12 protein-coding genes and 1 pseudogene are annotated in these 13,106 nt (G+C 62.6%); 3 read left to right on the forward strand and 10 right to left on the reverse strand.

What is annotated here, in order from left to right; all coding sequences use genetic code 11:
* Window positions 1–51 precede the first annotated feature (51 nt).
* Window positions 52–648, forward strand: a complete 597-nt coding sequence (locus BWI76_RS16875) for a putative type I cysteine dioxygenase (RefSeq protein WP_004139947.1) — start codon at window positions 52–54, stop codon at window positions 646–648.
* A 1-nt stretch (window position 649) separates the two neighbouring features.
* The gene (locus BWI76_RS16880) at window positions 650–2,230 is read left to right on the forward strand and encodes a rhodanese homology domain-containing protein (protein ID WP_004139945.1); all 1,581 of its coding nucleotides are present in this window, start codon (window positions 650–652) and stop codon (window positions 2,228–2,230) included.
* Window positions 2,231–2,489: 259 nt separating this feature from the next.
* Here BWI76_RS16880 and BWI76_RS28570 read toward each other — a convergent pair.
* The 9 genes and pseudogenes from BWI76_RS28570 to BWI76_RS16925 form a co-directional block, all read right to left on the reverse strand.
* Window positions 2,490–2,742: pseudogene (locus BWI76_RS28570) on the reverse strand (hypothetical protein); the annotation flags it as partial.
* 6 nt (window positions 2,743–2,748) lie between these two features.
* A complete protein-coding gene (locus tag BWI76_RS16890) occupies window positions 2,749–3,483 on the reverse strand; it encodes a polyphenol oxidase family protein (protein WP_049088726.1) in 735 nt (244 codons plus the stop codon).
* 169 nt (window positions 3,484–3,652) lie between these two features.
* Window positions 3,653–4,849: a 3-(3-hydroxy-phenyl)propionate transporter MhpT gene (gene mhpT / locus BWI76_RS16895; protein WP_004132387.1), complete on the reverse strand. Its 1,197-nt coding sequence runs from the start codon at window positions 4,847–4,849 to the stop codon at window positions 3,653–3,655.
* Window positions 4,850–4,923: 74 nt separating this feature from the next.
* Entirely contained in the window at window positions 4,924–5,940 is a 1,017-nt protein-coding gene (gene mhpE / locus BWI76_RS16900) for a 4-hydroxy-2-oxovalerate aldolase (RefSeq protein WP_024357910.1), read from the reverse strand.
* A complete protein-coding gene (gene mhpF / locus BWI76_RS16905) occupies window positions 5,937–6,887 on the reverse strand; it encodes an acetaldehyde dehydrogenase (protein WP_064371813.1) in 951 nt (316 codons plus the stop codon). Before mhpF ends, mhpE begins: the two co-directional genes overlap by 4 nt.
* Window positions 6,880–7,686, reverse strand: coding sequence for a 2-keto-4-pentenoate hydratase (mhpD, locus tag BWI76_RS16910; RefSeq protein WP_064371814.1), 807 nt, complete (start codon window positions 7,684–7,686; stop codon window positions 6,880–6,882). Before mhpD ends, mhpF begins: the two co-directional genes overlap by 8 nt.
* 9 nt (window positions 7,687–7,695) lie before the next feature.
* The gene (gene mhpC / locus BWI76_RS16915; protein WP_004132394.1) at window positions 7,696–8,562 is read right to left on the reverse strand and encodes a 2-hydroxy-6-oxonona-2,4-dienedioate hydrolase; all 867 of its coding nucleotides are present in this window, start codon (window positions 8,560–8,562) and stop codon (window positions 7,696–7,698) included.
* Window positions 8,563–8,579: 17 nt separating this feature from the next.
* Entirely contained in the window at window positions 8,580–9,524 is a 945-nt protein-coding gene (mhpB, locus tag BWI76_RS16920; RefSeq protein WP_004132396.1) for a 2,3-dihydroxyphenylpropionate/2,3-dihydroxicinnamic acid 1,2-dioxygenase, read from the reverse strand.
* A gap of 1 nt (window position 9,525) precedes the next feature.
* On the reverse strand, window positions 9,526–11,193 hold the full coding sequence (locus BWI76_RS16925; RefSeq protein ID WP_049099399.1) for a bifunctional 3-(3-hydroxy-phenyl)propionate/3-hydroxycinnamic acid hydroxylase: 1,668 nt from the start codon (window positions 11,191–11,193) through the stop codon (window positions 9,526–9,528).
* A gap of 190 nt (window positions 11,194–11,383) precedes the next feature.
* On the opposite strand from BWI76_RS16925, the gene BWI76_RS16930 reads away from it, so the two are divergent.
* A complete protein-coding gene (locus BWI76_RS16930) occupies window positions 11,384–12,190 on the forward strand; it encodes a DNA-binding transcriptional regulator (RefSeq protein WP_049088730.1) in 807 nt (268 codons plus the stop codon).
* Window positions 12,191–12,253: 63 nt separating this feature from the next.
* On the opposite strand, the gene BWI76_RS16935 is transcribed toward BWI76_RS16930, so the two are convergent.
* A complete protein-coding gene (locus BWI76_RS16935) occupies window positions 12,254–13,090 on the reverse strand; it encodes a shikimate dehydrogenase family protein (RefSeq protein ID WP_024357904.1) in 837 nt (278 codons plus the stop codon).
* Window positions 13,091–13,106: the final 16 nt, after the last annotated feature.

The raw sequence follows: 13,106 nt of genomic DNA on the forward strand, positions 1-13,106 counted from the left end.
TATTAACGCCTTTGCTAGCGTAAAGACCAGTCCCGACAACAGGAAGCGACCATGACCGCACCGCGAATGGAAAAATTACGCCAGTTTATTCAAGACCTTGATGCCCTGCATCGCGAGTTTGCCGACGAGACGGCCCTGCTCGACGCCGTAGCTCTGCGCCTGGCCGCGCTGGTGAAAAAAGATGACTGGCTGCCGGAAGAGTACACCCTGCCGCATCCCCATCACTATCAGCAGTACCTGCTGCATGTTGACTCCGGACAGCGTTTCTCCATCGTCAGCTTCGTCTGGGGACCGGGGCAATCGACGCCGATTCACGACCATCGGGTGTGGGGCGCCATCGGCATGCTGCGCGGCGCGGAGGAGAATCAGCGCTACCGCCTGGACGAGCGCGGCCTGCCGGTGATTAGCGGCGTTGCCGAACGCCTCTCCCCCGGCGAAGTGGAAAAAGTCTCTTCCCGCGACGGCGATATTCACCGGGTGAGCAACGCCCTGACGGACCGGGTCTCGATCAGTATCCACGTTTACGGCGGCAATATCGGCGGCGTCAGGCGCGCGGTATATACCCCGGAAGGCCTCGTCAAACCTTTTGTCTCCGGTTACTCCAACCGCCACTTACCCAATATCTGGGATCTCTCAAAGGATAATTAATATGCCCACCTGTTCTTATCGTCCGGCCGCGCAGCTGCGCCAGGCGCTGCTTGACGGCGCGGAGCTGGCGCTGATCGATGTTCGCGAAGAGGCCGACTTTGCCCGCTGCCATCCGCTGTTTGCCGCCAATCTGCCGCTCAGCAAGCTGGAGCTGGACATTTTTCGGCGCGTACCGCGCCTGACGACGCCGATTACCGTCTATGACGGCGGCGAAGGCCTGGCGGAGCGGGCCGTTGAACGCCTGCAGAGCTGGGGCTACGAAGATGTCGCCCTGCTGGAAGGCGGCCTGTCGGGCTGGCAGCGCAGCGGCGGGGAACTGTTTCAGGACGTCAATTCGCCGAGCAAAGCGTTCGGCGAGCTGGTGGAGAGCGAGCGGCATACCCCTTCGCTGAGCGCCGGGGAAGTGAAAGCGCTGCTCGATAGCTCACAGGAGGTGGTGGTGGTCGATGCGCGCCGTTTCGATGAGTATCAAACCATGAATATTCCCGGCAGCATCAGCGTGCCCGGCGGGGAGTTGGCGCTGCGCATTGAGGGGCTGGTTCCATCATCGCAGGCGACGGTGATCGTCAACTGCGCCGGGCGCACGCGCAGCATTATCGGCACGCAGTCGCTGCGCAATGCCGGTTTGCCCAATCCGGTCTATGCGCTACGCAATGGCACCATCGGCTGGACCTTAGCCGGGTTTGACCTTGAGCGCGGCCAGCAGCGGCGCTACGACGCCGATTTTCGCGCCTCAGCCGAACGCGCGGCGACGGTGAGACAGGTAGCGGAGCGCGCCGGAGTCGCCTTTATCGGTAGCCCCACCCTCCAGCGCTGGCTGCGGCAGCCCGCACGCACCACCTATCTGTTCGACGTCCGGAGTCCGGAAGAGTACGACGCGGGCCATCTGCCGCAGAGCGTCAGCGCGCCCGGCGGGCAGCTGGTGCAGGAGACCGACCATTTCGCCAGCGTGCGCGGGGCGCGTATTGTGCTGGTTGCCGATGACGAGATTCGCGCGCCGATAACGGCGTCCTGGCTGGCGCAGATGGGCTGGGAGGTGGCGGTCTTGCGCGATGCGCGCGCGGAAGATTTTAGCGAGCGCGGAACCCCAGCGGGCCGCGTACCGCCGGGTTCGCAGGTGGAGGAGATCTCTGCGCCGCAGCTGGCGCAACAGCTGCGAGAACCGGGGACCGTAGTGCTAGATTTCACCACCAGCGCCAACTATGTCGCCCGGCACATTCCCGGCGCTTACTGGCTAATACGTTCGCAGCTGCGCCAGGCGCTGGAGGTTATCCCTTCCGCCGAACGTTACGTTGTCACCTGCGGCAGCAGCCTGCTGGCCCGCTACGCGGCGCCTGAGGTGGCGGCGTTAACCGGTAAACCGGTGCGGCTGCTGAGCGGCGGCACCCTGGCGTGGATTGACGCCGGGCTGGCGCTGGAGCACGGCGAGACGCATCTGGCGACGCCGCGCAGCGATCGCTATCAACGCCCGTATGAAGGCACCGATAACTCCCCCGCGGCAATGCAGGCCTACCTCGACTGGGAGTTCGGCCTGGTTGAACAGCTCAAGCGCGATGGCACGCACGGGTTTACGGTGTTGTAAATTCCCCCGCTCGCGCTGCGCTTAGCGGGGCTACGGGTCCACCGACATCTGCGATCCGGTCGCCTGGGCAGGTACACAGCATCGCCACCGGGAAATACCCTCACTCCCGGGGGCGGCGCAAAGCGCCTACCCGGGCTACAAGCCCACCGCCATCTACGATCCGCTAGCCCGGGCAAGTTGCGGCGTTATCGCTGACCGCCAGGTTTCCGGGGCGGTATCAATAATGCCCCAGCGCTCTTGACGCTTGTCGCCGTCCATTACCTTTGCCGTAGGCGCAAAAACCGTATTCCGTTAGCGGGAGGCCGAACCGCGATGGTCGCCCGCACGTAGTTTGAGACCCGCCGGGAACGCTTGCAGCGGATGCTGTTCCACTTTGCTTGTCTGATAGTAGGTTTCGCCTGTCCAGCCGGCAGCTTCAGCGACGACGCCCAGTAGGCGGAGCTATCGGCTTTGTTATCGCTGGTGGTTTCCGGGAGGTCTGATAGCCAACGACCGCCGATGTTACACATCATCAAACATCATTTCGTCTCATCAGGCTCGCGCATGATCCATGAATACTGAAATGACTTCGGCGCCGGAAAATGCGTACGCCGGCGAAACGACCCCAGCAGTTGGGGCGTACAGTAGGTACAGCTCCCCAGCCACTCCATATTTTCATCCGGCACGCCCGCCCCGCGCAGCAGGAGACGCGCAAAGGCCCGCAGATCGAACCAAAAATTGTCGTCACCGCTCGCTTTCGCCTGTTGTCCCACGGACGCCGCCTGCTGGGGCAGGAAAAGCTGTTGCCGATGGCGTTTCGCCAGTTCGCCGGCGGGCATCGCCAGCAGCGCCGGGTAGAAGTCGCCGGTGACTTCATAGCAGCAGGCATGAATATGCGGCCCGCTCACCACCACCAGATCTTGCGGGTCGACGTGATAACGCTGAAACAGCGCAAGGCTATTTTCGATAATCCCGCTGGCCGCGCCGCGCCAGCCTGCGTGCACGCTGCAGACATAGCGCCCGTCGCGCGACGCCATCAGCAGCGGCAGGCAGTCGGCGGTCACCACGCCCACCTTCTGCCCGCTGACGGCGGTAAACATCGCATCGGCGTGGGGTCGCTCCACCTGCGGCGCGCGATACTCATGCACGATATTGCCGTGAACCAGTTTAACCGGCGCCATTTCGCTATAGGGAAAGGCGGCGGTTTCATGCATGTCGAGGAAGGCGTAGCGGATGCCGGGGATATCGCTTAATAAACGGGAGGTAAAAGACATGATGCCCGGAAGAATCAGTGGATGATGATTTAACGTATGCCAAAGTGGAGAGATGCGCAAGGCGGCTCCCCGGCTCGCGCTACGCGTAGCCGGGCTACAACTTGCCTCCATCCCCAGCGGGGTGAACATTCAGTGCCGGGACATCATTGCCCCGGCTAAGCGAAAATGCTCAGGCCAGCGCGGCGCGCTTTTGGCGGTTCATCAGCCAGAACACCGCCACGCCTGCCAGCAAAATGCCGGGCGCGGAAGCTGCCATCACGCCAACCGTGCCGGTGCCCAACGCCAGCATTTTGCCCGCCAGCAGCGGGCCGCTCATCGCGCCGAGACGACCGATCGCCACCGCCGTCCCCACGCCGGTGGCGCGAATTTCGGTGCGATAGAACAGCGGAGCCAGCGCGTAAAGCACGCTCTGCCCGCCGGTGGCAAACAGCCCGGCGACGAAGCCGGAAAAGAGCATCGCGGCGAGCGAGGTCGCGGTGCCCAGCGCCAGCAGCGACGCCAGCATACCGCTGTAGATCAGCAGCGACATCCATAGCGGGCTGAGTTTATCCATCAGCGCCCCCAGCAGCAGCGTGCCGCAGGCGGCGCCAAACTGCAGGACAAACATCACCCCCGCCGCCTCGCTGGCGCTGAATCCCTGGCCGACTAACAGCATCGGCAGCCAGTTGATCAGCATATAGACCACCAGCAGCGTGAAGAAGTAGCACAGCCACAGCAGCAGCGTGGCGGTAGCGTTGCCCGGCGCGAGAAGCGCGCGTAGCGGCACGCCCTGCGCGCTGCGCTGAAAAACCGGCGATTCAGGCAGCCAGCGCAGCAGCAACGGCACCAGCAGCAGCGGAACGATACCGCCGACCCAGAATACCGTTTGCCAGGCGGCGGCGAGGCCGAAAAAGCCCAGCGCCGCCGCCAGCGCCGCGCCAATGGGCACGCCGCAGTACATCAGGCTGACCGCCCTGCCGCGAAAGCGTGGACCAGCGGCCTCGGAGGTGAGCGCAATCAGATTCGGCAGCGCCGCGCCCAGCCCGACGCCGGTCAGCAGTCGCGCCAGCAGCAGCGTCGGATAGTTCCACGCCAGCGCGGTGGCGATCGAGAACAGGCCGAAGAGCAGCACCGAGCCCAGCAGAATACGCTTGCGGCCGTAGCGATCCGCCAGCATGCCGCCCGCCAGCGCGCCGGGCAGCAGGCCGAGGATCCCGGCGCTGAAAATCCAGCCCATCTGCATTTTATCCAGCGCGAACGCCTGCGCCATGCCCACGGCGGCAATCCCCGCCGCCTGCAGATCCAGCCCTTCCATCAGGGCCACCATAAAACAGAGCCCGACGGTTACCATCAGGCGCGAATTGCTTGCAGTCGTTGTTTGGGTCATAGGGTACCTTTGCGATATCCGGACAAGCGGAGCAGGTGCATGGCGGCTGATACGTTGCCAGCCGCGCGTTGCTTTTATTTTTTACGCTTAAGCAGATCCAGCGCGACGTCGACGATCATATCTTCCTGACCGCCCACCATCCGCCGCTTGCCGAGTTCGACGAGAATATCCACCGCGCTCAGGCCGTAGCGCCCGGCGGCCGCTTCGCTGTGGCGCAGAAAGCTGGAGTAAACCCCGGCGTAGCCCAGCGCCAGGGTTTCGCGGTCAACCCGCACCGGGCGATCCTGCAGCGGGCGCACCAGCTCATCGGCGGCGTTCATCAGCGCATACAGATCGGTACCGTGATTCCAGCCGAGCTTGTCGGCGGCGGCGATAAACACCTCCAGCGGCGCGTTGCCCGCCCCGGCCCCCATTCCCGCCAGGCTGGCGTCGATACGGTCGCAGCCCTCTTCCACCGCGGCGATCGAGTTGGCGACGCCGAGGCTCAGATTATGGTGCGCGTGCATCCCGGTGGCGGTTTCCGGCTTCAGCACCGCCTTGAGGGCGCGAAAGCGATCGCGGATATCGCGCATATTCATCGCCCCCCCGGAATCGACCACGTAGATACAGGTCGCGCCGTAGGACTCCATCTTCAGCGCCTGCTGCGCCAGCTGCTCCGGGGCGGTCATATGGCTCATCATCAGAAAGCCGACGGTGTCCATGCCCAGCTCGCGGGCGAAGGCGATATGCTGCGCCGAGACATCCGCCTCGGTGCAGTGGGTCGCCACCCGCACCACCCGCGCCCCGGCCTGATAGGCGTTTTTCAGATCGTGCAGCGTGCCAATGCCGGGCAACAATAAGGTGGCGATTTTCGCCTGGCTGACCGACTCCGCCGCCGCTTCAATCCACTCCAGGTCGCTGTGCGCGCCGAAGCCGTAGTTAAAGCTGGAGCCCTGCAGCCCGTCGCCGTGGGCCACTTCTATCGAATCAACGCCCGCGCTGTCCAGCGCGCGGGCAATCTGGCGCACATTGTCGAGCGAGTACTGATGGCGAATCGCGTGCATTCCGTCGCGTAGGGTCACGTCCGAGATATAGAGTTTTTTACCGTTCATGCTGCTTCTCCCGCCGCGTCGTTCATCGCCTGGGCCATTTTCTCCGCCGTCGCCAGCGCCGCCGACGTCATAATATCGAGGTTGCCCGCGTAGGCTGGCAGATAGTGCGCCGCCCCTTCGACCTCAAGGTAAACCGCCGTTTTCAGGCCGGAGAAGCGGCCGACGCCCGGCAGGTTTACCGGTTTATCTTCCGGGATCACCTCAAACTGCACCTGCTGCTTCAGGCGATACCCCGGCACATAAGCCTGCACCGCCGCCGCCATCTCGGCGATCGAAGCGGCAATGTCCTGCTGTGATGCCGCTTCGCTCAGAACATAAACGGTATCGCGCATCATCAGCGGCGGTTCCGCCGGGTTCAGCACGATAATCGCTTTGCCTTTCGCCGCCCCGCCGACTTTCTCGATGGCCTGCGAGGTGGTCTCGGTGAACTCATCTATATTGGCGCGCGTCCCCGGCCCGGCGGATTTGCTGGCAATCGAGGCGATGATCTCCGCATAGTGCACTTTTGCCACCCGGGAGACCGCCGCCACCATCGGGATCGTCGCCTGGCCGCCGCAGGTGACCATATTGACGTTACCCTCCGCAAGGTTGGCCTCGAGGTTGACCACCGGCACACAGTACGGGCCGATGGCCGCCGGGGTCAGGTCGATCACCCGGATCCCCGGTTTAGCTTCGCGCAGCGCGGCGTCGTTTTTCACATGCGCCCCGGCGCTGGTGGCATCAAAAACAAAATCGATATCGGCGAATTCGGCCATCTGCATCAGGCCGCCCACGCCTTCGTGAGTGGTGGCGACGCCCATGCGCCGGGCGCGGGCCAGCCCGTCGGATTCCGGGTCGATGCCGACCATTACCGCCATCTCCAGATGCTGCCCGTGGCGCAGAATTTTGATCATTAAATCGGTGCCGATATTGCCGGAGCCGATAATGGCGACTTTACGTTTACTCATGACTGCCTTCCTCTTGCGCGACAAACGTTGCCGCCACTGAACCTAACCCATCGATATGGGCTTCAAAACGATCGCCGGCGTTAATCGCCACCATCGGGCCTAATGCCCCGGTGAGCACGATATCGCCCGCCCGCAGCGGCTCGCCGAGGCTGGCCATTTTGCGCGCCAGCCACACCGCCGCGTTCAGCGGATGACCGAGACATTCGCTGCCCCGCCCGCTGGAGACCTCTTCCTCGTTACGGGTCATGCGCATCGCGCAGTTTTTCAGGTCCAGCCCGTCCGGGCGCCGCGCCGGGCTGCCCAGCACGTAAACGCCGCAGGAGGCGTTATCGGCGACCGTATCGACGAAGCCAATCGACCAGTCGCGAATACGGCTGCCGACCACTTCCAGCGCCGGCAGTACCCAGTCGATGGCGGCGTACAGCTCATCAAAGGTGGTATCGGCATGCGGCAGATCGCGCTTCAGCAGCAGGGCGATTTCGGCCTCCACCTTCGGCTGCAGCACCCGGGAGAACGGGACCTCGGCGTTATCGCCGTAGCACATATCGGCAAACAGGGTGCCGAAGTCCGGCTGGTCAACGCCCAGCTGTTGCTGCACTTTCGGGTGGGTCAGTCCCACCTTGCGCCCCACCACCCGGCGGCCGTTTGCCACGTGGTGCTGCACGTTCATCCGCTGGATGGCGTAGGCCGCTTCCGCGTTGTCAACGCCGAGCGTATCGCGCAGCGGTTCAATGGCCTGGCCGCGCGTTTCGGCATCGCGCAGCCGCTGCGCCAGTTGTTCAAGAGATAAAGTTGTCATCAGGATTCCTCAGGGACGCGCCAGAAAATCGAGCACCAGCTGGTTAAAGCTCTCCGCGTGCTCCCACTGGGCCCAGTGGCCGCAGTCGCGATAGATATGCAGCTCGGAACCGTTAATGCCCGCCAGCAGGCGCAGCCCGGCGTCCATCGGTACAAAGCGATCGTTACGCCCCCAGACGATCAGGGTCTGCGCGCGGATTTCGCCGAGATGCGGGCTAAAATCCGGGAACTGCTTCGGGTTGGCTTCCAGGCTTTTGACGAAGTTATCCAGATGCTCCCGGCGCGACAGCATATTGTTGAGGCGCGCTGCAAACAGCGCGTCGGTCAAATCGCGGGTATCGAAGACAAAGATGTTCATCATCTTTTTCAGGTTTTCGATGGTCGGCTCACGGTACAGGCCGTTCAGCAGCTTGATGCCTTCCGTCGGCATCGGCGTAAACAGGCTCATGCCGCCGGTTCCGCCGCCCATCAGCACCAGTTTGCCGACGCGCTCCGGCCAGGTCAGGGTGAAAGCCACCGCGCTGTGGCCGCCCATCGAGTTGCCCAGCAGATGTACTTTGCTGATATCCAGCTGGTCGACGACGCTTTTCAGCACCCGGGCATTCAGGTCGGAACGCGAGCCGCTATTGACGATTGAATCGCTTTTTCCCCAGCCGGGGCAGTCCAGCAAAATGACCCGGTAGCCCGCCTCCACCAGCGGGTCGATATTGCGGCTAAAGTTGGCCCAGCCGGTGGCGCCAGGACCTGAACCGTGCAGCAGGACCACGGTTTCATCCCCCTGCCCGCAGTCGTTAAAATGGATGCGTAATGTCTCTCCGTTCTCCTCAACGTTGAGGAAACGGCTGGTGGCGGCTTCGGTTTGCGGTTGGTAGCTCATCATCTTCTCCCGTTAATTCAGTTCTGCGCGGCGGCGCTCAGCGAGCCAAACCCGGCAATCCACTCGGGGATTGGTCGGTAATAGCGGCCTTCGCAGCGCCAGCGGCCAAATGCGGATAGCGCGGCAAAAGCGGCCACCCAGGTTTTAATTTCGTGCGTTGATTTCCCGGCCATCGCCGACAGCTCTTCGTTACTGATGGCGTCCAGCTCCGTCAGCCGCCCCTGCTCCAGCAGGCTCATAAAGCGGTTATCCCAGACCGGGTTGAGCGGATAGAGCGAGTGCTGGTCCTCGATAAACCGTTTCGCCGCGCTAATCACCCGCTGCTGGCGCAGTTCACGCTCGTCCGGCGGCAGCTGCCTGCCGCTGCCCAGCAGCCGGTCGCGCATAGGGGCATCGGCCTTCGCCAGCTCCGGTACCGGCGGCTGATGCGACAGGCCGCCGGAGCCGAGAATTAATACCCGCTTATTGAGGGTGGTCAGAAAGCGGCCGATGGCTTCGCCCAGCATGCGGGTGCGCTGAAAGCCCGGCAGCGGCGAGGCGACGCCGTTGATAAACACCGGCAGAACCGGCAGCCTGTCGAGCCCGCCGAGCAGGAACTCCAGCGGCTGCGCAAAGCCGTGGTCCACCTGCATGCAGTAGGAAACCGCCAGATCGATACCGTCCTTGATCACCGCGTGGGCGCAGGCCTCCGCCAGCGCCGTCGGCACCGGCAAAACGCCGCTGGCGCTGCTGAAGTCGCCGATAGAGGTCGCCCCGATGCCTAAACAAAACGGCGGCATCACATCGTAGAAAAAGCCGTTGTAGTGATCGGGTGCAAACAGCACCACCAGCTCCGGGTCGAAGGCGGCAATGCGCGCCCGCGCGTCGGCGATGGTGCCGTTCACTTCGTCCAGCACCGCCTGTTCCGGGTCAACGTAGCCCACCAGCGGGGTATGCGAGAGGCAATGAAGATACGCGTTCATATCAGGCCACCTGTTCAATCGTCGTTGCCGCCTGCGCGGAGACCGCCAGCCGCATCTTGCTTGCCAGCGCGTCGAGCTTTTTGCTCAGGGTTTGCGGGATGGCCACGGTGGCGACAAAGCGGTCCGGACGCACCACGGCGATGGCGGTATCGTGCTGCGCGAACCAGCTTTTCAGGCGGTTTTGCGTATCGCCAAGGCGGATGACGCCGGGTACGTTGTCCTGATCGCAATGAATCTGCACCTCCGGCACCACCTGGATAAACCGCACGCCGACGGCGCGCCAGCGAGCTATCTGCTCGTCGTTAAGCCCCCATAGCGGGTTGCAGCCCCAGGCGATGATGGCAAAGTTCGCGCCAATCACCTCATCCAGCAGCGTCACCTGACCGTCCTCCAGCGTGACCTTCGGCTGGATAAACATTTTGCCTACCGGGGACGTTTTGCCTTCGCCTTCCACCAGCAGCGCGCCTTCGCGATACTGCGGCATCGGCTTGAAGCGCATTTCAAGGAAGTAGCGTTTGACCGGCGGCAGATAGTTGAGCAGCCACGAAATGCCGTCGCGCACCGCGCCGTGCCAGCGTTTCGGCGGCGCCAGCACGTTGCCGGCGGTCACCGACAGGTCGATCATCGCTTTGGCGTGATCGCGCCGCTCCTGCTGGTAGCTGTCGAGCAGCGCTTCGCCAGCTTTGCCGTTCACCACCAGCGCCAGCTTCCACGCCAGGTTAAAGGCGTCGCGCATGCCGCTGTTATAGCCCTGCCCCTGCCAGACCGGCATGATGTGCGCGGCGTCGCCCGCCAGCAGCACGCGATCGACGCGAAAGCGTTCGGCGATACGCGCGTTATGGGTGTAGACGCGCTGGCGGATCGGTTCGACGTTGTCCGGGTCCGGCAGCACCTTGCTCAGCAGCTGGCGCATGTTGTGCGGCTCGCTGAGCTGGGCCTCGGTTTCGCCGGGCATCACCATAAATTCAAAGCGCCGTACCCCGTGCGGCAGCGCGGCTGACACGTACGGGCGCACCGGATCGCAGCACAGATAGACGTGCGGTGTCGCCAGCGGGTCGTTGGCGATATCGATAACAATCCACTGATTCGGCGCGGTTTTCCCTTCGAAGGGGATATTGAGCGTGCGGCGAATCAGGCTCGCTCCACCGTCGCAGGCCACCAGCCAGTCGGCGCGTACGGTTTCATGTTCGCCAGCGCTGCCTTTGAGATTTAACGTGACGTTGTCACCATTCTGGCTAAAAGCCTCCACTTCACGGGAAAACAGGCAACGCACGTTGGGGAAGCGGCTCAGGCCTGCGTACAGCACCCCATCAACCTGCGGCTGAATAAACGCGTTACGCCGCGACCAGCCAAACTCGTCGGTCATCGGTTGAATATCGGCAAAGCAGCGCCCTTTCGGCGTCATGAAGCGCATCGCGTGCCACGGCGTGGTATGCGGCAGCACCTTGTCCACCAGCCCCACCGCCTGCATTGCCCGCAGCGACTCATCGTCAATACCGATGGCGCGGGGATAGTCGATCAGCGACTCGAGCTTCTCAATCAGCAGGACGCTCACGCCCATTTGCCCGAGGTAGTTGGCGATCGCCAGGCCCACCGGACCGGCGCCGACAATCGCAACCTGGGCGGTGTGCTGTACGGCCGGTTGAATATCAGGATTAGATGTTGTCATTTTCAAAACCTCACGCTTCGGACGCATTACCAACATTGCAGAAAAATCAACGCGGTAATTTGTTAACTAAATGTGAATTTATTTTTATAGTGAGGTCAGTATAGGGGCGGTGATTTGCGCTACAATCAAAACATCACCTAACGTGCACCAAGTGCACATCATTGTTTAATTTGATGTTTATTGAGGCAGTATGGACCAAGATGCGTCGGCGGATTACAAAACTGTACGCGGTTTAAGCCGCGGCTTATTGTTATTAAATTTGTTAAATAAATTCGACGGAGGCGCGACGGTTGGCACCCTGGCCGAGTTTAGCGGCCTGCACCGCACCACCGTCAGGCGGCTACTGGAAACGCTACAGGATGAGGGATATGTGCGCCGCAGCCGCTCCGATGACAGCTTCCGGTTGACGATTAAAGTGCGTCAGTTAAGTGAGGGATTTCGTGACGAACATTGGATTTCTGCCCTCGCCACGCCGCTGCTTGGCGAGCTGTTGCGGGAGGTTTTATGGCCTACCGATATCACGACTCTCGACGTCGATGCGATGGTCGTGCGCGAAACCACCCACCGCTTCAGCCGCCTCTCCTTCCACCGGGCGATGGTCGGCCGCCGCCTGCCGCTGCTGCTGACCGCCTCCGGATTAACCTGGCTGGCCTTCGCCCCGGAGCATGAACGAAGCCCGATCGTTGAGATGCTGGCCGCCCGGCCGGAAGCGGAGTATCAGCTGGCGCGCGAGCCGGAGAAGCTGGCCGCCATCCTCGAACGCACCCGGCAAAACGGCTACGGTGAAAACTTTCGCGGCTGGCAGCAGGAGGAGAAAATCGCCTCCATTGCCGTCCCCATTCGCCGCCAGCTGCGGGTTATCGGCTGCCTGAACCTGGTGTATATGGCCCAGGCCATGACTATCGACCAGGCGGCGCAAAAGTACCTCGCCTCGTTGCAAAAGGTCGCCGGTCAGATTGAGGAACGGATGTCCGATGAAGAGGTTTTTTACGGATAGGCTGGTTCTGAAAGGAACCCAGGCCTGGCAGATATCTCCGGCAGGCCTGGCGCAGTTCCGGCTTCAGTAGCGAATTTCCGCCAGCTCGCGCAGCTGTTCCGGCGTCGCCACCGGCAGATTGAAGAAACGAAGGTAAGCGGGGATCATCTCAAACAGCATGTCGGTGCCGCGCTGTATGGGGCAGCCCGCCGCCCGCGCCGCCTGCAGTAACGGGGTGAACTCCTGGGCCATGACCACTTCGCCGACAAAGGTGCCCGGCGTCAGGCGCTGCGGATCTAACGGCAGCGGATCGCCCTCTTTCATCCCCAGCGGCGTTGCGTTGACCACCAGATCGTGCCCCTGCGGATCGCGCCGCATCAGCGTAATATCCAGCCGAGGATAGTGCTGAAGCAGACGCCCGGCCAGCGCTTCAGCCGTCTGCGAACGGACGTCGTACAACGTCAGCGCGCTGACGCCCGCCGCCGCCAGCGAAGCGGCAATAGCCGAGCCAACGCCGCCGCTGCCCACCACCAGCGCCCGCGCCCCTCGCGTCTGGAAACCTTTACGTTTAATACCGAGGACAAAGCCTTCGCCGTCAAACATATCGCCGCTCAGCGTACCGTCGGCTTCGGCACGAATCGCGTTGCACGCCCCCGCTATCGCCGCCGTCGGGCTCAGACGCTGCACCAGCCCGCAGGTGGCGATTTTGTGCGGCATGGTGACCAGCGCGCCAATAATATTGGTCATCTTAAACAGCATCGGCACAAAGGCGGCATAATCCTCAGGCTTCACGCCCATCGGCACCACTTTGGCGTCAACCTGCTGATGAACCAGCCACGGGTTGTAAATCATCGGCGCTTTAAACTTCGCGGTCGGGTAGCCAAGATGCGCTATCAGCCGCGTATTTCCACTAATCACCATTTGCTGCTCCTTTTGC

This window comes from Klebsiella sp. M5al, from assembly GCF_002090195.1.
Taxonomy (GTDB): domain Bacteria; phylum Pseudomonadota; class Gammaproteobacteria; order Enterobacterales; family Enterobacteriaceae; genus Klebsiella; species Klebsiella grimontii.

Bases quoted from the DNA above. Each gene is read 5' to 3' on its own strand.
- BWI76_RS16880 (WP_004139945.1), top strand. From the start codon at position 650: ATGCCCACCTGTTCTTATCGTCCGGCCGCGCAGCTGCGCCAGGCGCTG.
- BWI76_RS16890 (WP_049088726.1), bottom strand. From the start codon at position 3,483: ATGTCTTTTACCTCCCGTTTATTAAGCGATATCCCCGGCATCCGCTAC.
- mhpT (WP_004132387.1), bottom strand. From the start codon at position 4,849: ATGACCCAAACAACGACTGCAAGCAATTCGCGCCTGATGGTAACCGTC.
- BWI76_RS16930 (WP_049088730.1), top strand. From the start codon at position 11,384: ATGGACCAAGATGCGTCGGCGGATTACAAAACTGTACGCGGTTTAAGC.
- BWI76_RS16875 (WP_004139947.1), top strand. From the start codon at position 52: ATGACCGCACCGCGAATGGAAAAATTACGCCAGTTTATTCAAGACCTT.
- BWI76_RS16925 (WP_049099399.1), bottom strand. From the start codon at position 11,193: ATGACAACATCTAATCCTGATATTCAACCGGCCGTACAGCACACCGCC.
- mhpB (WP_004132396.1), bottom strand. From the start codon at position 9,524: ATGAACGCGTATCTTCATTGCCTCTCGCATACCCCGCTGGTGGGCTAC.
- mhpE (WP_024357910.1), bottom strand. From the start codon at position 5,940: ATGAACGGTAAAAAACTCTATATCTCGGACGTGACCCTACGCGACGGA.
- BWI76_RS16935 (WP_024357904.1), bottom strand. From the start codon at position 13,090: ATGGTGATTAGTGGAAATACGCGGCTGATAGCGCATCTTGGCTACCCG.
- mhpF (WP_064371813.1), bottom strand. From the start codon at position 6,887: ATGAGTAAACGTAAAGTCGCCATTATCGGCTCCGGCAATATCGGCACC.
- mhpD (WP_064371814.1), bottom strand. From the start codon at position 7,686: ATGACAACTTTATCTCTTGAACAACTGGCGCAGCGGCTGCGCGATGCC.
- mhpC (WP_004132394.1), bottom strand. From the start codon at position 8,562: ATGAGCTACCAACCGCAAACCGAAGCCGCCACCAGCCGTTTCCTCAAC.